This window comes from Streptomyces sp. NPDC059524 (genome assembly GCF_042749255.1).
Lineage (GTDB): Bacteria > Actinomycetota > Actinomycetes > Streptomycetales > Streptomycetaceae > Streptomyces > Streptomyces xanthii.
Genome location: NZ_JBHYTK010000163.1, coordinates 1 through 18,239, shown reverse-complemented (window position 1 = coordinate 18,239; position 18,239 = coordinate 1). Strand labels below are relative to the sequence as shown.

Annotated in this window: 18 protein-coding genes; 8 read left to right on the top strand and 10 right to left on the bottom strand. The window is 74.6% G+C overall.

All coding sequences use genetic code 11. From position 1 onward, the window contains the following. Window positions 1-174: 174 nt before the first annotated feature. The 5 genes from ACFW9D_RS32130 to ACFW9D_RS32110 all read right to left on the bottom strand — a co-directional run bounded on the left by ACFW9D_RS32130 (window position 175) and on the right by ACFW9D_RS32110 (window position 4,834). Complete coding sequence (locus ACFW9D_RS32130; RefSeq protein WP_188339754.1) at window positions 175-390, bottom strand: I78 family peptidase inhibitor; 216 nt, start codon at window positions 388-390, stop codon at window positions 175-177. Window positions 391-744: 354 nt separating this feature from the next. Next, entirely contained in the window at window positions 745-1,578 is an 834-nt protein-coding gene (locus tag ACFW9D_RS32125; protein ID WP_384627795.1) for a hypothetical protein, read from the bottom strand. Beyond that, window positions 1,575-2,822 carry a glycosyltransferase family 4 protein gene (locus ACFW9D_RS32120; RefSeq protein WP_188339752.1) on the bottom strand — a complete coding sequence of 416 codons (1,248 nt, stop codon included), beginning with the start codon at window positions 2,820-2,822 and terminating at the stop codon, window positions 1,575-1,577. Before ACFW9D_RS32120 ends, ACFW9D_RS32125 begins: the two co-directional genes overlap by 4 nt. A gap of 211 nt (window positions 2,823-3,033) precedes the next feature. Beyond that, the gene (locus tag ACFW9D_RS32115; protein ID WP_384627793.1) at window positions 3,034-4,332 is read right to left on the bottom strand and encodes an ABC transporter substrate-binding protein; all 1,299 of its coding nucleotides are present in this window, start codon (window positions 4,330-4,332) and stop codon (window positions 3,034-3,036) included. After that, window positions 4,307-4,834, bottom strand: coding sequence for a hypothetical protein (locus tag ACFW9D_RS32110; protein ID WP_384627790.1), 528 nt, complete (start codon window positions 4,832-4,834; stop codon window positions 4,307-4,309). The genes ACFW9D_RS32115 and ACFW9D_RS32110 overlap by 26 nt, the downstream gene beginning before the upstream one ends. 145 nt (window positions 4,835-4,979) lie before the next feature. On the opposite strand from ACFW9D_RS32110, the gene ACFW9D_RS32105 reads away from it, so the two are divergent. Genes ACFW9D_RS32105 through ACFW9D_RS32095 form a run of 3 tightly spaced genes read left to right on the top strand, consistent with a single transcriptional unit; the run spans window position 4,980 to window position 8,995 of the window. Continuing rightward, window positions 4,980-5,444 carry a hypothetical protein gene (locus ACFW9D_RS32105; protein ID WP_188339749.1) on the top strand — a complete coding sequence of 155 codons (465 nt, stop codon included), beginning with the start codon at window positions 4,980-4,982 and terminating at the stop codon, window positions 5,442-5,444. 3 nt (window positions 5,445-5,447) lie between these two features. Next, window positions 5,448-8,336, top strand: coding sequence for an ATP-binding cassette domain-containing protein (locus ACFW9D_RS32100; protein ID WP_384627786.1), 2,889 nt, complete (start codon window positions 5,448-5,450; stop codon window positions 8,334-8,336). After that, window positions 8,333-8,995 carry an ATP-binding cassette domain-containing protein gene (locus tag ACFW9D_RS32095; protein ID WP_384627784.1) on the top strand — a complete coding sequence of 221 codons (663 nt, stop codon included), beginning with the start codon at window positions 8,333-8,335 and terminating at the stop codon, window positions 8,993-8,995. Before ACFW9D_RS32100 ends, ACFW9D_RS32095 begins: the two co-directional genes overlap by 4 nt. A 121-nt stretch (window positions 8,996-9,116) precedes the next feature. On the opposite strand, the gene ACFW9D_RS32090 is transcribed toward ACFW9D_RS32095, so the two are convergent. The 4 genes from ACFW9D_RS32090 to ACFW9D_RS32075 form a co-directional block, all read right to left on the bottom strand. Then, window positions 9,117-9,683 carry a transglycosylase family protein gene (locus tag ACFW9D_RS32090; RefSeq protein WP_188339746.1) on the bottom strand — a complete coding sequence of 189 codons (567 nt, stop codon included), beginning with the start codon at window positions 9,681-9,683 and terminating at the stop codon, window positions 9,117-9,119. A 4-nt stretch (window positions 9,684-9,687) separates the two neighbouring features. Next, window positions 9,688-11,454: an FtsK/SpoIIIE domain-containing protein gene (locus tag ACFW9D_RS32085; protein ID WP_384627781.1), complete on the bottom strand. Its 1,767-nt coding sequence runs from the start codon at window positions 11,452-11,454 to the stop codon at window positions 9,688-9,690. Continuing rightward, window positions 11,417-11,863, bottom strand: a complete 447-nt coding sequence (locus ACFW9D_RS32080) for a hypothetical protein (protein ID WP_384627778.1) — start codon at window positions 11,861-11,863, stop codon at window positions 11,417-11,419. The genes ACFW9D_RS32085 and ACFW9D_RS32080 overlap by 38 nt, the downstream gene beginning before the upstream one ends. 106 nt (window positions 11,864-11,969) lie before the next feature. Then, a complete protein-coding gene (locus tag ACFW9D_RS32075; RefSeq protein ID WP_384627775.1) occupies window positions 11,970-12,404 on the bottom strand; it encodes an SRPBCC family protein in 435 nt (144 codons plus the stop codon). 185 nt (window positions 12,405-12,589) lie between these two features. Between ACFW9D_RS32075 and ACFW9D_RS32070 the strand changes: the two genes are divergently transcribed. Next, entirely contained in the window at window positions 12,590-13,804 is a 1,215-nt protein-coding gene (locus tag ACFW9D_RS32070) for a cytochrome P450 (protein ID WP_188336205.1), read from the top strand. A 25-nt stretch (window positions 13,805-13,829) separates the two neighbouring features. Here ACFW9D_RS32070 and ACFW9D_RS32065 read toward each other — a convergent pair whose 3' ends face one another. Continuing rightward, the gene (locus tag ACFW9D_RS32065) at window positions 13,830-14,630 is read right to left on the bottom strand and encodes a polysaccharide deacetylase family protein (protein ID WP_384627798.1); all 801 of its coding nucleotides are present in this window, start codon (window positions 14,628-14,630) and stop codon (window positions 13,830-13,832) included. A gap of 302 nt (window positions 14,631-14,932) precedes the next feature. Here ACFW9D_RS32065 and ACFW9D_RS32060 point away from each other — a divergent pair, with 302 nt between their 5' ends. The 4 genes from ACFW9D_RS32060 (at window position 14,933) to crcB (ending at window position 18,015) form a co-directional block, all read left to right on the top strand. After that, window positions 14,933-16,552: a hypothetical protein gene (locus ACFW9D_RS32060; RefSeq protein WP_223206472.1), complete on the top strand. Its 1,620-nt coding sequence runs from the start codon at window positions 14,933-14,935 to the stop codon at window positions 16,550-16,552. Between the two features lie 244 nt (window positions 16,553-16,796). Beyond that, on the top strand, window positions 16,797-17,267 hold the full coding sequence (locus tag ACFW9D_RS32055; RefSeq protein WP_384627770.1) for a fluoride efflux transporter FluC: 471 nt from the start codon (window positions 16,797-16,799) through the stop codon (window positions 17,265-17,267). Further along, on the top strand, window positions 17,264-17,644 hold the full coding sequence (locus tag ACFW9D_RS32050) for a DUF190 domain-containing protein (protein WP_188336204.1): 381 nt from the start codon (window positions 17,264-17,266) through the stop codon (window positions 17,642-17,644). Before ACFW9D_RS32055 ends, ACFW9D_RS32050 begins: the two co-directional genes overlap by 4 nt. Further along, complete coding sequence (gene crcB / locus ACFW9D_RS32045; RefSeq protein WP_384627766.1) at window positions 17,641-18,015, top strand: fluoride efflux transporter CrcB; 375 nt, start codon at window positions 17,641-17,643, stop codon at window positions 18,013-18,015. The genes ACFW9D_RS32050 and crcB overlap by 4 nt, the downstream gene beginning before the upstream one ends. The last annotated feature ends 224 nt before the right edge of the window (window positions 18,016-18,239 follow it).

Below are 18,239 nucleotides of genomic sequence, written 5' to 3'. Positions count from 1 at the left end.
GACCATGCCTAGACCGTCCTGCTCGGCCTCGCTCGCGGCTCCGGCATCCGCTCCCTGTCCGGAATGGCCGCGGTCTCGGGGGGCGCCCGCCCTTGGACGGGCCCCCCCCACCCCCCCCGCCCGCCCCCCACCAGCGACCGCGCCCCCACACCCCCCCTGTCCTGGCGGTCCGGGTCAGCCCTTCCAGGAGCGGGTCACGGTGCCGTCCGTGACCTCCAGGTTCAGGCGTCCTGCGAGGTACTCCATGGTGATGATCGCGCCGGGCGGCAGCTGCCGGACGGTGGACCAGCCGCGGCCGCGCGCCTGGCGCTCGGCCTCCTGGGCGTCGAGTCCGACGTACGCGTCGGGGCTGTCCTGCGGGTCTGCGGGCGGGGTCGGAACGGGTGCCATGCGGCCACCGTAGGCGGTTCGCCCGGACGGCGCCAGGCCCGGCCGCCGCCCCCTCTCCCGGTTCGTACGGTCACGCTTTCGTCACAAGATCACGACAGCCTCGTACGTCGAACTTCCTCACACGATCGGGCGGTTCCGCACGACCGGAACGATTCTTATCAGGACTTCACAACGACCGGAATCGGGAATTCCACGAGCTCCCCGATGAATTCCCCAGCGGCCGGAACCATGAATTCTGGACAGGCTCCCGGCACGCATTTCCGGCCGCCCCTCCCGCATTCCGGGATTACCGAAGGCGCGGGCCTCGTGGGCGAGTTGAGGCCCGTGAGAATTGCCCGGCGCGGAATGGGGCGGTCAGGCCGCGGCGACCAGAACCGACAGGTCGTTGTCCGCCGTGTAGTACGGGCTCGCCGTCAGCTCACGGCCGGCGGCGCTCACCCGCGCGGCCGGATAGGTGAAGATCGGCTTCTTGTCGGCGACGTCGTCGAGGAGCCGGGCCACCCGCACCTCGGAGCCCTCCGGACCGGCCGGCCGCAGCCACACGTCCCAGCGTCCCGCGTCCAGGTCCGCGTAGCCGATCCGCAGGGTGAACGCGCCCCCGTCCGCGGACAGCTCCCCCGTCCTGACCTGCCCGGCCGCCTCCCGGGAGCGCAGCTCGGCGCGGGCCCCGGCCGCGAAGGCGGTCCCGTAGAGCCGGCCGTGCACGGTCAGCGCGCCGTCCGCGATGAGCAGCTCGCCGGCCTCGGCGTGCGGGGTGCGCAGCCAGCTGCGGACCGTGAGGTTGCCGTGCTTGGTGGCGTACGGGATGCGGACGGCGACGTGGCCGCGCGAGCCGCTCGGCGCCCGGTCGACGAGGGAGCGCAGATCGTTCACTCCGGGCATCAGCCGCACCGGCTGCTCCCCGGCAACCTGCGCGTACGCGTCCCAGCGGCCCTCGGGCAGCCCGACGCCTATGGGGAGCGAGGCGCGCAGCCGGCCGCCCCCGGCGGGGGCGAGGGGCAGCCGCACCTCCTCGCCTCCCGCGCGGTCGATGAGCACGAGGTGCGCCGGGTCGTGCGCCCCGTGGTCCAGGACGTCGAAGGTGAGGCCGCCGGCCGAGTCGGCGATGCAGTCGGCGCGCGGCGCCGCGGCGGCCGCGGTCCTGTCGTCGGAACCGGAGGTGGGTGCGGGTACGGCCAGCGGAGTCATGCGGTGCGCCCCTTCGCCTGTGAGGTGAACGCGTTCCGTACGGCGTAGGCGCCGTCGAGGAGGGAGCCGCGGGCCCGCTGCAGCAGGCCGATCCGGCCGCCGCGCGCGGTGAGCGAGCCGAACAGGGTCTCGTAGCGCTCGGCGATCCGGGCCGGGTCGAAGCGCTCGGAGTCGGTGAGCGCGCGGGCGGCCATCCGCCGGCGCAGCTCGTCGTCGTTGATGAGTTCGAGCAGGCCGCGCGCGATCGCGTCGACGTTGCCGACCTCGACGAGGCGGCCGTCGACACCGTTGTCGATGATCTCGCCGGGGCCGTGCGGACAGTCGGTGGCGACCACGGGCAGGCCGCAGCGCATGGCCTCGACGATCGTCATGCCGAAGGACTCGAAGGTCGACGTCACCGCGGCGACGGAACCTTTCGCCCACTCCGGCTCGATGGGGTTGGCGGGGCCCATGAGGAACACGTGGTTGTACAGGCCGAGTTGGTCGATGAGGCGGCGCAGCTTGTCCTTCTGCTTGCCGCCGCCGTAGATGCGCAGTCGCCAGTCGGGGCGCTCGGCGCGCACGGTGTCGAAGGCCTTGATGAGGAGGTCGTAGCGCTTGACCGGGGCGAGGCGGCCGGCCGCGACGACCCACTTGCCGTTGCCGTCGGCGGGGGCGACGCCGGGCGCGGGCACCGGGTTGGGCAGGGCCGCGATCCGGACGCCGGGCAGCCGCATCCGCTCGCGGTAGGCGCGCGCGTCGGCCTCGGTGGTCGTCGTGAGGGCGTCGAGCCTCGGGTACACGGCGCGCAACTGCCGTACGAGGGCGGGCGAGTGCGTGTCGAGGGTCAGGTGCTCCTGGCCGATGCGCAGCGGGCCGCGCCGGGTCTGCCGGGCCAGGTGCACGTTCAGCCCCGGGCGGGTGCCGACGACGACGTCCGCCTCGACGCTGCCCAGGTGCTGGGCGATGCGCCGGTCGGTGAGCGCGCTGTACTGCGCGTAGCGGCCCTCGGCGCGCGGGAAGAAGCTCGCGGGGCGGTGGTAGTCGGGGTCGTCGCCCTCGTAGCCGGGGCCGTCCTTGCGGATGTCGACGAGATGGCGCACCCGCACGCGCGGGTCGGTGGCGAACACCGGCCGGTCGCGGTGCCGGAAGACGGACACGACCTCGACGTCGTGCTGCTCGGCCAGGGTGTTGGCGAGGTTGTACGTGGTGCGGATCGTCCCTCCGATCCCGTACGCATTGTGAATCAGGAAAGAAATCTGCATGCGTCCCCGTATCCCACCATTCCTCGCGGTCAGCACCGGTCAGTCCCAACAGTCACATCAGTCTGAACAGCCCGGGTCCTCCGCCTACCGCATGGTTAGACAGGGATGCCCCGACGAGGGTTGTTCTTCATCATCATCTTGTTCCAGAAGAGTTGCCGGATCGGAAGCCGACATCGGGAACCTTTTCGTCAATCCATCCATTAGGAGGACGTTATGGCTGGTAGGCGAGCTGCGGGACGTCGAAGCAGGTTCGCGTCATGTCACCGTTCTGGGTGACCCAGCCACGTCCGTCGACCCAGCGGGCGACCGACAGACACGTGCGGCGCGTCGCCGGCGGCTCCGGCAGGGGGCGGTAGGTGACCGGCAGCAGCAGTCCGCGGGCGGTGTAGGGCTCGTCGCGGTTCATGAAGCGGTCCACGCACGCGCGCGTGACGCCGTCGCCGTGCGCCGCGCAGGAACGGGCGGCGTCGGTGAACCACAACGCGGCCGCCCAGCCCTCCAGTTGCCACTGGGAGTGCGTCTTCAGGTTCTCGGTGCCGTCGCGGAAGGCGCGGACGGCCGGGTGCCCGGTGTCCTCGTAGTTGCGGCTGGAGCCGGTGACCCACAGGGAGTCGCGGCAGTGCGGGGCGTCCTTGTAGTCGGCGGCGACGGTCGAGGACCAGTTCTGGACGTTGGTGACCTTCGCGGTGACACGGACCCCGGCCCGGTCCATCGCCTCGCACAGCCGGGCGTTGCCGTGCGCGTCGATCGCGTCGAAGACGAGGTCCGCCTTCTGGCTCTTCAGATCGGCGGCGACGGCGCGGAAGTTGGGCAGCGCGAAGTCGACCTCCTCGGGCACCACCTTGTAGCCCTCGGCCTCCAGACCGCGCGTCACGAGCCGGGCGTACGCGGCCGAGGCGGCCTGGTTGTAGGAGACGACGGCGGCGGTGCGGGCGCCCTTCTCGCGCTTGAAGTAGCGGTAGACCTCGGTGCCGCCGTACAGCGTGCCGTTCCAGCCGGGGGTGCCGTCGCGGGGCGCGGAGCTGCCGTAGATCCCGTACAGGTGCGGGTAGGTGTCGTAGGCGGGGCCGATGGGCTGGCCGCCGATGTCGGGGACGCCGGCGCGGGAGACGCGGGCCGCGCCCGCGTAGTCGAGCGAGGTGGTGGCGACCAGGGCGACGACCTTCTCCTCGTCGACGAGGCGGTGGACGCACGTGTTGTTGCCGACGCCGCTGCCGCCGTCGTCGCACAGGAGCGCTTCGACGCGGCGGCCGTCGATGCCGCCGTGCGCGTTCAGGTGCGCGAAGTAGGCCCGGGCGCCGTCGCGGGTGTCGGTGAAGGTGGCGCCGCCGACGGGGCTGGTGGCGCTGGTGATGATGCCGACGCGGATCGGGGCGGAGGCGTCCGCCGGGGCGCGGCTCGTGCGGCCGTCCTCGAAGGCGCTCTCGGGCAGCCGGGAGCCGCAGGCCGCGACCGCGAGCAGCGCCGCGGTGAGGGCGAGGGCCTCAGCAGCCCGGCGCGGCCGACGCATTCTCGCTCAGCTGCACCAGGGCGCACAGTGTCTTGACCGACACCTTCCAGGTGCCGTCCTGCTCGACGGAGGTGCCCTTGGCGTCGGGCAGCACGGTGGCGCCCTTGAGCGACAGCGAGTACGTCACGTCGGCGCCGGTCGGCGAGGTGAAGGTGACCTTCGTGACCTCGGCGGAGACCTGCTGGCCTCGCTGGTCGCCGTTGAAGCCCTGGAGGACCTGCCGCATCTGCTGCCCGTTCTCCAGGACGGCCTCCTTCTCCTTGATGGAGACGGAGGGGTCGAAGAACTTCTTCCAGTTCTCCTTGATCTCCTTCTGCGCCGCGGCCGGGTCGGCCGGGGCCGTCGCCGAGGGGGTCCGCGAGGCGGGGGTCGGCGGGTTGGTGTCCGCTCCCCCGCTGTCGTCGCCGCACGCCGCGAGGGCCGGTCCGAGCATCAGCGCGCCGGCGAGGGCGAGCGCGGCGCCGCGCCCGCGGCCCGTCCTGATCCTGCTCCCGAGAACCATCTGGCTCACCACCGGGTATCGGTCCGGGCCTGTCCTGCGCCCGGTGCTTTCAGGGTCGGCTTCCAGGAGGCATAGTGCAAGCGATCGCCGGACAAGACCAGACACCTGCACGCGCACAGGGCCGTGCGACGACGGGGGAGCCACGATGCGGACGGTCGGACCACGCTCGGTGCACCCGGCGGCGTGGGCGGGGCTCGCCGCGCTCGCCGCGGGGGCGGTGCTCTGCGCGATCGGCTGGTACGGGGTGTCGGGCGAGCGGTTCGCCGAGCGGCAGCTGCCGTATCTCGCCTCGTGCACGGTGCCGGGCGCGGCCCTGATCGTCGCGGGCGCGGTGCTCCTCACGTACGGCCGGAGCGTGCTCGCCGCGTCGCGGGTGGAGCGGCTGTACGAGCTGCTCGTGGCGACCGGGACGCCTGCGCGCGCGGAGACGGTCGCCGGTCCGCTCGCCACCGGTGACGAGCTGCGGACGGTGCCGGGCGGCACGCTGTGGCACCGGGCCGACTGCCCGCTCGTCGAGGGCCGGGCCGACGCGGTGCCCGTCGACGCGGCCGGTGCCGCCGAGCGGGGGCTCGCCCCGTGCCCGCTGTGCGAGCCTCCCGCCGGGAGCTGAGGCGTGGCCTCGCTGACGTACGAACTGACGCTCGCCGGCCTGTCGGTGGGCGCGGCAGCGGCGCTGACCGGGGTCGGGCTCGTCGTCACGTACCGGGCGACGGGCGTGCTCAACTTCGCGCACGGGGCCATCGCCGTGTTCTGCGCCTACCTGCTGCGGCAGTTCGTCGTGGTGTGGGACTGGCCGCTGTGGGCGGGCGCCGCGCTGGTGCTGCTCGGGGTGGCGCCCGCGCTCGGACTCGCCCTGGAACGCGGGGTGTTCCGGCCGCTCGCGGTGTCCGGGAACGATCCGGCCCGGACGCTGGTCGCGTCGATCGGCGTGTTCGTCCTGCTGGTGGGTGCGGCGGCGCTGCTGTGGGGCACGGGCGCGCAGGAGGACGCCCCGGTGCTGATCTCGGCCGACCCGTGGGGGCAGCTCGCGGTGGTGTGCGCGGTCGCGGTGGCGGTGTGGGCGGTGACCCGGCTGACCCGGTTCGGGGGTGAGCTGCGGGCGGTGGTCGACGACCGGCGGCTGGCGGTGCTGGGCGGGGTCGACGCGGACCGGGTGGCGGCCGTGGGCTGGGCGTTCGGCGCGTGCACGGCGGGCCTGACCGGGGTGCTGCTCGCCCCGTACGTGCGGCTCGACCCGTACGGGCTGCCGCTCCTGGTGATGGAGGTCGTGGCCGTCGCGGTGGCGGCGCGGATGCGGTATCTGTCGGTCGCGGTCGGGGTGGCGCTCGCCGTCGGCGTGGCGCAGAGCCAGCTGACGCGACTGCATCCGGGCGGCTGGGCGCAGCCCCTGCTCCAGGCGGTGGGGGCGAACCTGTTCGTGGTGGCGCTGCTCGTCGCCGCGCTCGTGCTGCCCGCGGTGGGCGGGGCGGGGGCCTTGTCGCGGGCGGCGACGCGGCGGGTGGTGCCGGCGCCGCCGGGGGCGTGGCCGGTGGCCGGGGTGCTGTTCCTGCTGCCGCTCGGGTTCGCGGGGTCGGACCTGCACACGGCCGTCCAGGTGCCGGCGCTCGCGCTGATCCTGCTGTCGCTGGTCGTGGTGACCGGCCGGGCGGGGCAGCTCGCGCTGGGCCAGGGGGCGTTCGCGGGGCTCGGGGCGCTGTTCGCGGTGCTCCTCTCGCTGGGCCGCTTCCCGGGACTGCCCCAACTGCCGGGTCCGGCCGCGCTGGTGCTCGCGGTGCTCCTGGTGGCGCCGCTCGGCCTGCTCACCGCGCTGCCGGCGATCGGCCGGCACGGTCTGGCGCTCGCGCTGGCCACGTTCGCGGTCGGGGTCGGGGTGAGCCGCTTCGTGCTCGCTCAGCCGTACGCGGCGGGCCTGGTCCCGCCCCGCCCCGCGGGCCTCGCCGACGACCGCGCGTTCTACGCCCTCGAACTGGTCCTGCTGTGCGGGGCCCTGCTCGTGGTCCGCCAGGTGCGGCGGGGCCGGTCCGGGCGGGCGCTCGCCGCGCTCCGGGACGACGAGGCGGGGGCGGCCGCGGCGGGGGTCCCGGTGGCCGCGCTGAAGGTCGCGGCCTTCGTCCTGGCCGCCGCCCTGGCGGCCCTGGGCGGCGCTCTCCTCTCCTTCGGCCTGCGCTCCTTCGACCCGGCCTCCTTCGACCCGGTCCGCGGCCTGCTCTGGTTCGCCGCGATCGTCGTCCTCGGCGCGGACGGCCCCCTCTCGGCCCTCCTGGGCGCGGCTCTCCTGGTCGGCCTGGACGCGGGCACCCGCGGCGGCGTGGCCGCGGCCACGGTCGGCCTCCTGGCCGTCCTGGTGGGCCGCTTCCCGGAGGGCCCGTACGAGGCGGTGCGCTCGCTGTCGGTACGGGCACGGGGGCGCGGTCGGCTGACCGAGCGGGGGGACGCGGTGCGGGTCCGGCTGGGTCGGGTCGGCACAGAGGCGGACGGGGAGTCGGCGGCACGGGACCTGCGGGACGGTGGGCCGGCCGGGCCCGCCCCCCGCACGGGCCGCCCGCACGGCCGCACGGCGTCCGGCCCGGATCTCGCCCCCTCCCGCTCGGCGGGGCGGAAGGCGTCGCCCGCCCCGGAAGGCAGGCCGTCCGGCTCGGCGGGGCCGCACACGCCCGCCACGCCCACGCCCCGGGCAGCGCCGCACGCACCGGCCGGACCCGAAGCCGACGCGGGCCGCCCGGCCGAGCCGTCGGCACACGTCCCCGGCGCGGGGTCCGGGCCGGGCGGCACCCCGCCCTCCCCTCCCCCGGCTCCGCGCGCCGCCGCCGGACCGCCCGGCAGGGCCCCCGTGCTGGCCTGTTCCGGGATCGTGGTGCGGTTCGGGGGGCGGGTGGTGCTGGACGGGGTCGGGGTGCGGGTGGAGGCGGGGCGGGTGACCGCTGTCGTGGGGGACAACGGGGCCGGGAAGAGCACTCTGTTCCACTGTCTCGCCGGCACGCTGCGGCCGGACGCCGGCCGCGTGTCGTTCGGGGACCGGGACGTGACGCGGACGGCGGCGCACGCGCGGACGCGGCTCGGGGTGGCGCGGACGTTCCAGCAGCTCGTCGTGTTCCCCTCGCTCAGCGTCGGGGACAACATCCGGGTCGGCGCGGAGCAGGGCCGCGTCCGTGATCCCGGGGCCGTCGCACGCCTGCTGCGGCTGCTCCGGGTGCCCGACGGTCGGCGCACCGACGACCTGTCCACCGGGACGCTGCGCCGGGTCGAACTGGCCCGCGCCCTCGCCGGCCGTCCGCACGTCCTGCTCCTCGACGAACCCACCGCCGGCCTGGACGACGCCGAAGTGGCCGAGCTGACCCGGCTGTTGCGGGCCCTGGCCGCCGACGGCACGGCGCTGCTGATCATCGAGCACGACCTGGAACTGGTGGCCGCGCTGGCCGGCACCGTGCACGTACTGGAGGGCGGGCGGATCGTCGCGTCCGGGCCGCCCGGCGAGGTGCTCCCCGCGAGGGCCGGCCGATGAGGCGCGGCGTCGAACTGCGGGGCGCCCGCGTCCACTACGGCCCCCTGGAGGCCCTGCACGGCGTCACCCTCGCGGCCCCCGCGGGCACGCTCACCGTGCTCCTCGGCCGCAACGGCTCGGGCCGCACCACCGTGCTGCGCGCGCTCGCCGGCACGGTGCCGCTGTCCGGCGGGGCCGCGCTGTGGGACGGGCGGGACATGACCGGCCGCACCGCGCGGGCCCGCGCGGCGGCGGGCCTGCGCTTCGTCCCGGACCGCCAGGCCGTGCACGCGGGGCTCGGCGTGACGGACAACCTCCGCCTCGCCGCCCCGGACGGCGGCCTCGCCCCGGCCCTCGACGCCTACCCGGAGCTGCGCCCCCTGCTCGACCGCCGCGCCGGCACCCTCTCCGGCGGCGAACAGCGCATGCTGGCCCTGGCCCGTGCCCTGCTCGCCCGCCCCCGCGTCCTCCTCCTCGACGAGCCGACCCAGGGCATGTCGCCCCGGGTTGCTGCCCGTACGTACGATCTGCTGCGCGGCCTCGACGCGTGCGTGGTCCTCGCCGAGCAACGACTGCCACAGCCCCTGCGCCACCTGCCGGCCCGGCCCGGGCTCCCGGTGCTCGTGTACGGACTCGGTCGGGGCGCCGTCACCTTCAGCGGCGAGGCGAGCGAAGCCTGAGCGCCGAAAGCCCTGCACACACGCCCCCATCAGGGGGGCGGGGCAGTGCCGTTCAGCGACGTCGCCGCGGGGCGCGGCCGGCCACGACGGCGCGCGGCCCCCACGGCGGCCCCCGGGACGGCTACGGCAGCTTCAGCATCATGCCGACGGTGAGGCGGTTCGGGTCGGGGCCGATCGTCTTGGTGTTGGCCCGGTACAGGGCCTCCCAGCCGCCCGCGACCTTGAAGCGGGCGGCGACGGCGGCCAGGGTGTCGCCGGGCTGCACGAAATGGGCCCGCCCACTGAGCCCGTACCGCTTCGCGCAGACCGGCCAGGCGCCCCAGCCCTGCACGCGGACCACGTCCTCGGCGACCTTGATCTGCTCCTCGCGGGTGGCGAGGTCGGCGCGCGGCGCGTACTTGAGGCCGCCGAACTCCTTCCAGGTCGCCTGCCAGAACTGCAGCCCGCCGTAGTACGAGTTGCCGGTGTTGGCGTTCCAGCGGCCGCTGCTCTCGCACTCGGCGACGCAGTCCCACGGCCACGTTCCCTTGGTGCAGACGCGGGGTGCGCTGAGCCCGCCGGGCCCGGGGGCGGGCGGCGGGACGGCCGCGGCCCGCGCGAGGTCCAGGGTCAGTCCCAGGGGAAGCAGCGCGCCCAGCAGGGCCGCCGCACAGCGCCGCGCGGCGGGCGTCACGGGGATCAGATGCATCGCGTCACGCTACGCAGCGCCCCGCCGGGCGCGGTCGTGGCGCGGCCCCCCCCGCCCCGGCCCCCCACGACACCCACGGGGGCCGGCGGCCCGCGGCGGTTTCCTCCGGTGGTTCGCGCCACGCGGCGCGCATCCTCTCCGCGGTGTCGGCCAGCGAGCGGCGGGCCGCCGCAGCACCGGTCACCTCGTCCAGGCGAGGCACCGCCACCCGGAAGCGGCGACGCCGGGAGAGCGCCCAGCCGACGCCCACGCCCGCCGCGAGCGTGGCGTCCACGGACGACTCCTGCGGGTCGTCGAGGGCCAGCTCCACACGTGTGCCCAGGAGGCCGAGCAGATCGGGGGAGAAGTCGCTCCAGCGCCGGGTGGCGGCGCACAGGTGGATGCCGTAGTTGAGACCGGTGTTGCTGAGCCGGTGCACCTGGTCCTCGAACCATCCGATTTCCCAGCAGAAGTCCATCCAGCCGTCGACCACCACGAACAGGTCGCCGTGACCGCCGCCGGGCAGACCGCCCTCGGCGCGCAGCGTGCGGAAGGCTTCCACCGAGTCGATGCCGTGCTCGCGGAACAGCGTGCGCCGCGTGTCGATCACGTGCCACACCTCGGTGAGCGCGTTGCGCACGGCGGCGCTCTCGTCAGGTGAGGCGACGGCCCGGACATGCGGCAGCCGACGCAGCACTCCCAGCCGGTTGACGGCGCCCTCCAGGAGCAGGAACTCGACCTCGTCCGGGCTGTGTGTCAGGGCCAGGGACAGCACCAGGGAGCGCAGGAGTGTCGTCTTGCCGCTGCCCAGCTTGCCGACCGCGGCGACGTTGCCGTCCCGTCCCGCCAGGTCGAGGGACATGGTCCCGCTTCCTGCCGCGTGCTCGAGCCGGCCCAGGGGGACCATGAGCCGGGAGGACCCTTCCCAGGCGTCGCAGACGAAGCCCCGGTCCGCGGTCTCGGCCGGCGGCGGGAGCAGTGCTCCCAGCGGGAGTTCGTGCGCGGCGGCGGCCCGGCCCGCGGGCCCGGCCGAGATGTCCTTGTCCGGTGCGTAGGCGAGAGCCACCGTGCCCTCGCACTGGCCCGACTTGGTGGGCGTCTGTTCCGGTCCCGCCTGGTTCACCACCGTGTCGTGCACGTACGTGTACAGCTCGTCGGGCGTGATGATGCCGTCGTGGTTCTGGTCGGCGAGCCCCGTGCTCAGCCCCTCGATGACGGCGGCGGTGAAGCGGGGCGCCGACCGGGCGTTGTCGAAGGCCAGCTGGGAACCGTCGTAGGCGTACTCCAGGGCCGTGGACGCCGTGATGATGTACGTGCCGCGGCCGCCGAGCGCCGCGTCCACGTCGACCGGCGCGGGCGACATCGGCGCACCCCGGTGGAAGAGCCCGCTGTAGCAGCAGTCGAGCAGGACGACCTTGGTGCCGGCCTGGCAGTCGTCGAGGTGCTCGTGCAGGAAGCGGGCCGGGATCGCCGTGGTGGTCGTGCGGGCCAGGCGGGTGCTGAGGGTGGCGAAGTACAGCCGGTCCATGTCGGTCCGGATGCCGTGGCCCGCCAGATACAGGAGCACGAGGTCGTCGGGCTCCCGGTCCAGGAGCAGTTCGGCGATCGCGTCCTCGATCTCCGCCCTCGGCCGATTCATCAGGGTCCGGACATGGTCGAAGCGGCCGATCGCCGGATCCTGCAGAAGTTTCTGCAGATCCGCGGCGCCGCGTTCGGGGGTGCGCAGCCGGCTGAGCCCCTGGTCGTCGTAGCCGTCAGTCGCTACCAGCAGTGCGATCCGGCGCCCCGCCATCGGTGTCCCCCGCCTCGTCCGTCGTGCTCGGTGCCGGTTCTGCCGCCGCGACACGTGCCGCGACGGCGTCGACCAGGGTGTGCTGGTCCTTCGCGGACAGCGCGGTGAACGCCCCCTTGCTCCCGTCGAACTCCCACTCGACGGCGCGGGCCTTCGTACGGTTCACATAGGCGACGACAACATTGCTCACGGCCTTCAGGGCCGCCGCCGAGAAGGCGCCGCTGAGGACGAGGACCGCGAGATCGTGTCCCACGCCCGCCATCGAACCGGTCGGTGCCTCGGCTGTCGCCCGCCGCACGCTGAGGACACCGAGTCGCCTCAAGTCCTGGTAGAGGGCACGTGTCTGACGGTCCACCCTGTCGGTGGCCGATCCGTCGCCGATGTCGACGCGCAGCCGTAGTTCGTGCACGGTCATTCCCCTCCGCCGGGCGGTCCGCCCCACTGGTCCGACCGGCAGATCGTATCCGGGGCGCGCCCAGGGCGTGTGCGGATGAGGATCCACGACCGGCAGGCCGTCAGTTCGTCATGTCCAGCAGGGAAGTGAGGGCCCGGCCGAACAGCGCGCGGCCCGCCGCCGCGAGGAGAGGGTCCGCCACGGCCGGGACCCCGCGCACGCGCAGCTCCTCGCGCCATTCCACCCGCGCCCCGCCGCCCGCCAGGGCCCGTACCTCGAACTCGGCCCAGCCGCGGACCACCCGGCCCCGCTTCTCCATGCGGCAGCGGCGCGGGGGCTGCCAGGCGACGAGTTCCATCGGATCGTCGAAGGCGAGGCGGCGGCCGAGGCCGGTGCGGGCCACGAAGACGGTGCCGGCGGCGGTCGGAGGCGGGGTGAGGACGGTGACCCGGGTCAGCGGCACCACCGTGCCGTGCCGCTCCCAGTCGGTGATCCGGCGCCAGGCCTCGGCGGGGGAAAGCGGCGTTTCGCGGACGATCCGGATATCGGCGGCCATGGCGCGATGGTAGACGGGTCGCGCGCGGGTGAGCTGCGCCACGTCCGGGATCGGGTGGGCGTGTCGTCCGGCTGGGCATCAACTCGCGGGCGCCTACGATCAGTTACGTAAACGATCATGAAGCAAGCCGGGCGTCCCGCAGTCGACGCCCGCCCCGCCGCGCCCCCACAGGAGCAGAAGACCTCATGACCGCACCCGTCACCCCCACCGTCCTCGACCCCGCGGGCCGCGACCTGCACGCCGAGAACGACCGGCTGCGCGCCGCCCATCCCTGCGCCGCCCTGCTCGAACTGCCCGGCGGCATACGGGCCTGGGCCCCCACCTCGTACGACGTCCTGAAGGGGCTGCTCGCCGACGCGCGCGTGTCCAAGGACCCCGACCAGCACTGGCCCGAGTGGATCGCGGGCGAGCACCGGCAGTCCTGGATCGTCAACTGGGTCGGCGTCTCCAACATGTTCAACGCCTACGGCGCCGACCACCGCAGGCTGCGCACCCTGATCGCGCCCGCCTTCACCAAGCGCCGCACCGACGTCCTGCGCCCGCGGATCGAGCAGATCGCCGGCGAACTGCTCGACGCCATGGCGGCGGCTCCCGACGGCCGCGCCGATCTGCGCTCCGCGTACGCGCACCCGCTGCCGATGCAGGTCATCTGCGAACTGTTCGGCGTGCCCGAGGCGCAGCGGGCCGACGCCGCCCGGCTCGTCGCCGGGATCATGGACACCACCGTGACGCCCGAACAGGCGCAGGCGATCCTCCAGGAGGTGCACCAGCTCCTCGGCGCCCTCGTCGAGGCCAAGCGCGCGCAGCCCGGCGACGACCTGACCAGCGCCCTCATCGCCACCCGCGACGACGCGGGCTCGGGCCTCACCGAGCAGGAGCTGATCGACACCCTGCTCCTCGTCATCGGCGCGGGCCACGAGACGACCGTGAACCTCGTCGGGAACGCGGCGCACGCCCTGCTCACCCACCCTGACCAGCTCGCCCGGGTCCGCTCCGGCGAGATCCCGTGGAGCGAGGTCATCGAGGAGACCCTGCGCTGGGCCCCCTCGATCGCCAACCTCCCGCTGCGCTACGCCGTCGAGGACATCGACCTGCCCGACGGCACCCGGATCGCGGCCGGCGAGGCCATCCTCGCCTCGTACGCGGCGGCCGGCCGCGATCCGCGCCGGCACGGCCCGGACGCGGACCGCTTCGACATCGCCCGCGCCGACAAGGAGCACCTGGCCTTCGGCCACGGCGTCCACTTCTGCCTGGGCGCCCCGCTGGCCCGCCTGGAGGCGGCGATCGCCCTGCCGGCCCTCTTCGACCGCTTCCCCGGCCTCGCCCTGGAGGACGGCGCCACGCACGTCGAGTCCTTCATCGGCTACGGGTACGGAAGCCTGCCGGTGCGCCTGAAGTAGCCGCCGCGGCACGCCTGTTCAGGGGTCAGGGCTTGTAGATCCTGCCCGGTTCGGCCTTCCCCGGTGCGAGGAGCTGGGGCACCGTCACGAAGACGTAGCCCTTCTCCTTGAGCGCGTCGATGATGCCGGGGACGGCCGGAACGGTGCCCTTGTAGAGGTCGTGCAGCAGGATGACGCTGTCCCGCCGGGTCTGGGACACGGCCCGCTCGCGGATCAGCGCCGAGTCGGTGGTCGCGTAGTCCTTGCAGGTCACGTCCCACAGGACCTGAGCCAGGCCCTCCTCCTTCGCGAGGGCGCTCACGCGGTCGTTCGTGCGGCCCTGCGGCGGCCGCATCAGCGTGGGCCGCCGCCCGGTCAGGTGCTCGACGGCGTCGTCGGTGCGCCGGAGCTCGTCCCTGATCTCGTCGTCCCCGAGATCCGTCAGGATCTTGTGGTCCCAGGTGTGGCTGGCCAGTTCGTGGCCCTCGCGCGCCATGCGCCGCACCAGCTCCGGGTGTTTCGCGATGTGGTTCTTGCCGAGCAGGAAGAACGTCGCGGGGACCTTGCGCTCCTTCAGGATGTCGAGCAGCCGGGAGCTGTTCTCGCTCGGTCCCGCGTCGAAGGTGAGCGCCACGCACTTGGCGCGCCGGCAGTCGACGGTGCCGAAGTCCCGTGCGCGGTCGCCGAGATCGACCGCCCGCGCGTCACCGACGTCGACGGCCTCCGCCTTGCGGGCGGCGCTGGGCTTCGTCGTGTCGTACTGCGTGCAGCCACTCAGGGCGAGGGTCAGGGTGGAGGCGGTCAGCGCGAACGCGGCCGCGCGCAACCCCCTTCGTATCTTCGTCATCTTCACGGGTGCGGCAGACATGCGCGCACTATACATAGTGTGTATACGCCGGATGTATAGCCGGGGTGCATAGTGGCCTGAGCTGCTGTTCTTCCCGTGGCCGGAAAGCGGGCCGTCGGCGGCCGGAAAGTGGTGCCCTCCGGGCGATTGACAGGCGTCGAAACACCCCGGATCGTGACAACCTGGGTGTGACACCTGACGGTTGGGGGACCGCTATGAGGTGGCCGGGGGACGCGTCCGACGGAGCAGAGGGTTCGGCCGGAGGGCCGGTGGGGGGTGCGGGTTTCGGACCTCCTCCGCCGGTGCCGCCCGACGCCCTGCCACCGAACCCGCCCGGCACCCCTCCGCCGACGCCACCCGTGCCGCCGGGACCGCCGCCGTCCTGGGGCCCGCCGCCCCCGCCCTCCCCGCCGCCCGCGCCGCCGGGCCCCGCCGAGCCGCTCCGCGCCCTGGCCGTGGCCCTGCTCAACCTCTGCGGACTGGGCCTCGGCTACGTCCTGCTGCGCAGATGGCTGCCCGCCCTCGTCTGCCTCGCCGCGACCGTCGCGCTCGCCGTCGTGGCCCTGCCCGCCGACCCCGACGGAGTCCCCGCCTGGGCCCTCACCGGCTATGGCGCGCTCCTCCTGCTCGCCGCCCTCGACGGGGCCCGCCGCGCACTGCGCCCCGGACCCACGGCCCCCGCCGTCCGGCCGATCCTGGCCGCCGTACTCGGCCTGGTGCTGCTCGCCGTCCCGGCCGGCGGCGCCTACGCGTACGACGGACTGCGCGACGACGCCGTCGAGGACATGCTGCTCGACCGGCTGGCCGCCGCCGACGCCCTCGTCCAGGACGCCTCCGGCCAGGACTTCGCCCGCGCCAGAAGCACCTACCTGACCGCCCTCGGCCGCTACCGCGACCTGACCGAGGACCACCCCGGATCCCGGGCCGCCCACCGCGTCCACGCCAGCCTCGACGCCTACTACAAGGCCGTCTCCGCGCCCTACCGCAAGAACGACCGCTGCGCGGCCGTCGCCCCGCTCGAACACCTGCGGGACGTGCCGGACACCATCGACCGCGACGTCCTCGGCGACCTCGCGACCTGGCCCGACCAGCCCCTCGCCACCGCGCTCCTCGACTGCGGCACCGGCAAGCTCGGCACCGCCGGCAGCGACGGAGAGGGCGGCGAACTCGGCCGACTCCTGCGCACGTTCCCCGACTCGGCGCAGGCCGGCCGCGTCGAGCCGGCCCTGCGCGCCGCCGTCGACAAACGCTCCGGAGCGATCGAGGGCGCCGAACCCTGCCGCGCCACCGACGAACTGCGCCGCATCGGGGACACCGCGAACGCGCTGCCCGCACCCGTGCCCGGCCATCTGCGCGGCCGCGTCGCCGGCGCCGTGCGCGACGGCACGTACGCGTGCGGCATCGACCAGTTCAAGGACAAGGAGTTCAGCGAGGCGCGCAAGACACTGACCGACTTCGCCGGCACCTACGAGAGCGACAAGCGCCGGGCGCGGGCCCGGCAGGTCGCCACCGCCGCCGAGATCGCCGAACTGCGCCCCTCCGCCGGCGACCGCCTGCCGCCCACGGGCACGCCCGGCGGGGCCCGGATGGAACTCGTCATCAGCAACGACGGCCCCGACCCCGTCGAGATCCTCTACACGGGGCCCGTCACCGGCCGGATCACCGTCGGCGCCTGCGGCTCCTGCTCGACGTACTCCAGCGAGGCCGCCGGACGCGGCAAGGCATGCAAGGCGAGCGGCCGGACGTACCCGAAGAAGACGCTGCGGCTGCCCGCCGGCACCTACCACTTCCTGCACAAGCCGGGCGGCGCGAGCGCGACCGCGCGCGGCCGGGCCGCGGGCGGCCGCATCCAGCCCGGCTACACGTACACGCAGTGCAGTTACGTCGTGGTCGGCGGCGGCGGACTCGGGGCCGATCTCTGAGCCGGCCTCGCGGGGGCCGCGCTCCGGCAGGCGGTCCCCGCGAGGGGCGGGGTAGGATTTTCGGGCGGTGATCGCTCCGGCCCACGCGGCCCCGGGTGCACCGTACGGCGGTGGGGCCCGCCGTACCCAACCGCGGCAGCACGCCGCCAACGGTCCCTACTTGCGATCACGCACGCCCTGCCCGCACCGGGCGCGGGCGTTCCGGCGAGTAGGAGACACACCTGTGGAAGAGGCCCGCACGTCCATGACCGAGGAACCGGTCGACCCCGACGCCGCACCAGCGCCCGCCGCCGCCCCGCGGCCCGCGATCCTGCGCGGCCAGGGCCCCGTGCTCTCGGTCGTGGCCGCGGGCGGCGCGATCGGCGCCTGCGCCCGGTACGGCGCCGCCCTGATCTGGCCGACCGCCCCCGGCGCCTTCCCGTGGACCACGCTCGCCGTCAACGCGATCGGCTGCGCCGTCATCGGCGTCTTCATGGTCGTCATCACCGACGTGTGGGCCGCCCACCGGCTCGTCCGCCCCTTCTTCGGCACCGGTGTCCTCGGCGGCTTCACCACCTTCTCCACGTACGCCGTCGACATCCGCCGGCTCACCGACGCCGGGGCGGCCCGCACCGCGCTCGGCTACCTGGGCCTCACCGCCGTCACCGCGCTCGCCGCGGTCTGGGCGGCCGCCCACCTGACCCGCCGCGTCGTCGAACGGAGGACCTCACGATGACCGCACCGGAGCCCGCCCGCGCCGCCCGCCCGCTGAGCGGGCCCGCGCTGCGCGCGACCATCTTCGTCGGCGAGAACGACACCTGGCACCACAAGCCGCTCTACGCCGAGATCGTGCACCGCGCGCACAAGGCGGGCCTCGCCGGAGCCTCCGTGTTCCGCGGCATCGAGGGCTTCGGCGCCGGGTCCCTCATCCACACCCACCGGCTGCTCTCGCTCAGCGAGGACCTCCCCGTCGCGATCTTCATCGTCGACACGGAGGAGCGCGTCCGCGCGTTCCTGCCGCAGATCGACGAACTGGTCACCGAGGGCCTGGTCATCCTCGACGACTGCGAGGTCCACCGCTACGTGGGCCGCGCGGGGGAGGACACGGCGTGAACTGGCTCCTCGTCATCGCCGGGGCCATGGTCGGCGCCCCGCTGCGCTACCTCACCGACCGCACCGTCCAGACCCGGCACGACTCCGTGTTCCCCTGGGGCACCTTCGCCGTGAACGTCACGGGCTCCCTCGTCCTCGGCCTCGTCACCGGCGCCGTCGCGGCGGGCGCCGCGTCCTCCCAGGTCCAGCTCCTCCTCGGCACCGGACTGTGCGGCGCGCTCAGCACGTACTCCACCTTCTCCTACGAGACCCTGCGGCTCGCGGAGACGGGGGCACGCTTCTACGCGGCGGTGAACGTGCTCGGAAGCATCGCGGCGGGACTCGGCGCCGCGTTCCTGGGCGCGTCCCTCGCCGAGGCCCTCTGGAGCTGACGCCGCGCCGGCCGGCGGAGGAAAGGGGTGAAGGCCCCCGCCGCGCCGAAAGGAGCGGCCGCGGGCGGCGGCGCGCCGGGGTGGGGGGGGCGCGGGGGGGCCGGGCGGGCGCGGGGAGGGCCGGGGGGGGGCCGGGCGGTCCGCGCGGGGCGCGTCCGCTGCGGGGGAGGGCGCGGGGGAAGTCCGCGGCGCGGTCGGGCAGTTCGATCGCGGCGCCGAAGCCC

Excerpts from the sequence above, each read along its gene's own strand:
- ACFW9D_RS32075 (WP_384627775.1), bottom strand. The coding sequence starts at position 12,404 with ATGGCCGCCGATATCCGGATCGTCCGCGAAACGCCGCTTTCCCCCGCC.
- ACFW9D_RS32055 (WP_384627770.1), top strand. The coding sequence starts at position 16,797 with ATGACCGAGGAACCGGTCGACCCCGACGCCGCACCAGCGCCCGCCGCC.
- ACFW9D_RS32105 (WP_188339749.1), top strand. The coding sequence starts at position 4,980 with ATGCGGACGGTCGGACCACGCTCGGTGCACCCGGCGGCGTGGGCGGGG.
- ACFW9D_RS32095 (WP_384627784.1), top strand. The coding sequence starts at position 8,333 with ATGAGGCGCGGCGTCGAACTGCGGGGCGCCCGCGTCCACTACGGCCCC.
- ACFW9D_RS32090 (WP_188339746.1), bottom strand. The coding sequence starts at position 9,683 with ATGCATCTGATCCCCGTGACGCCCGCCGCGCGGCGCTGTGCGGCGGCC.
- ACFW9D_RS32070 (WP_188336205.1), top strand. The coding sequence starts at position 12,590 with ATGACCGCACCCGTCACCCCCACCGTCCTCGACCCCGCGGGCCGCGAC.
- ACFW9D_RS32050 (WP_188336204.1), top strand. The coding sequence starts at position 17,264 with ATGACCGCACCGGAGCCCGCCCGCGCCGCCCGCCCGCTGAGCGGGCCC.
- ACFW9D_RS32065 (WP_384627798.1), bottom strand. The coding sequence starts at position 14,630 with ATGACGAAGATACGAAGGGGGTTGCGCGCGGCCGCGTTCGCGCTGACC.
- ACFW9D_RS32110 (WP_384627790.1), bottom strand. The coding sequence starts at position 4,834 with ATGGTTCTCGGGAGCAGGATCAGGACGGGCCGCGGGCGCGGCGCCGCG.
- ACFW9D_RS32130 (WP_188339754.1), bottom strand. The coding sequence starts at position 390 with ATGGCACCCGTTCCGACCCCGCCCGCAGACCCGCAGGACAGCCCCGAC.
- ACFW9D_RS32115 (WP_384627793.1), bottom strand. The coding sequence starts at position 4,332 with ATGCGTCGGCCGCGCCGGGCTGCTGAGGCCCTCGCCCTCACCGCGGCG.
- ACFW9D_RS32085 (WP_384627781.1), bottom strand. The coding sequence starts at position 11,454 with ATGGCGGGGCGCCGGATCGCACTGCTGGTAGCGACTGACGGCTACGAC.
- ACFW9D_RS32120 (WP_188339752.1), bottom strand. The coding sequence starts at position 2,822 with ATGCAGATTTCTTTCCTGATTCACAATGCGTACGGGATCGGAGGGACG.
- ACFW9D_RS32125 (WP_384627795.1), bottom strand. The coding sequence starts at position 1,578 with ATGACTCCGCTGGCCGTACCCGCACCCACCTCCGGTTCCGACGACAGG.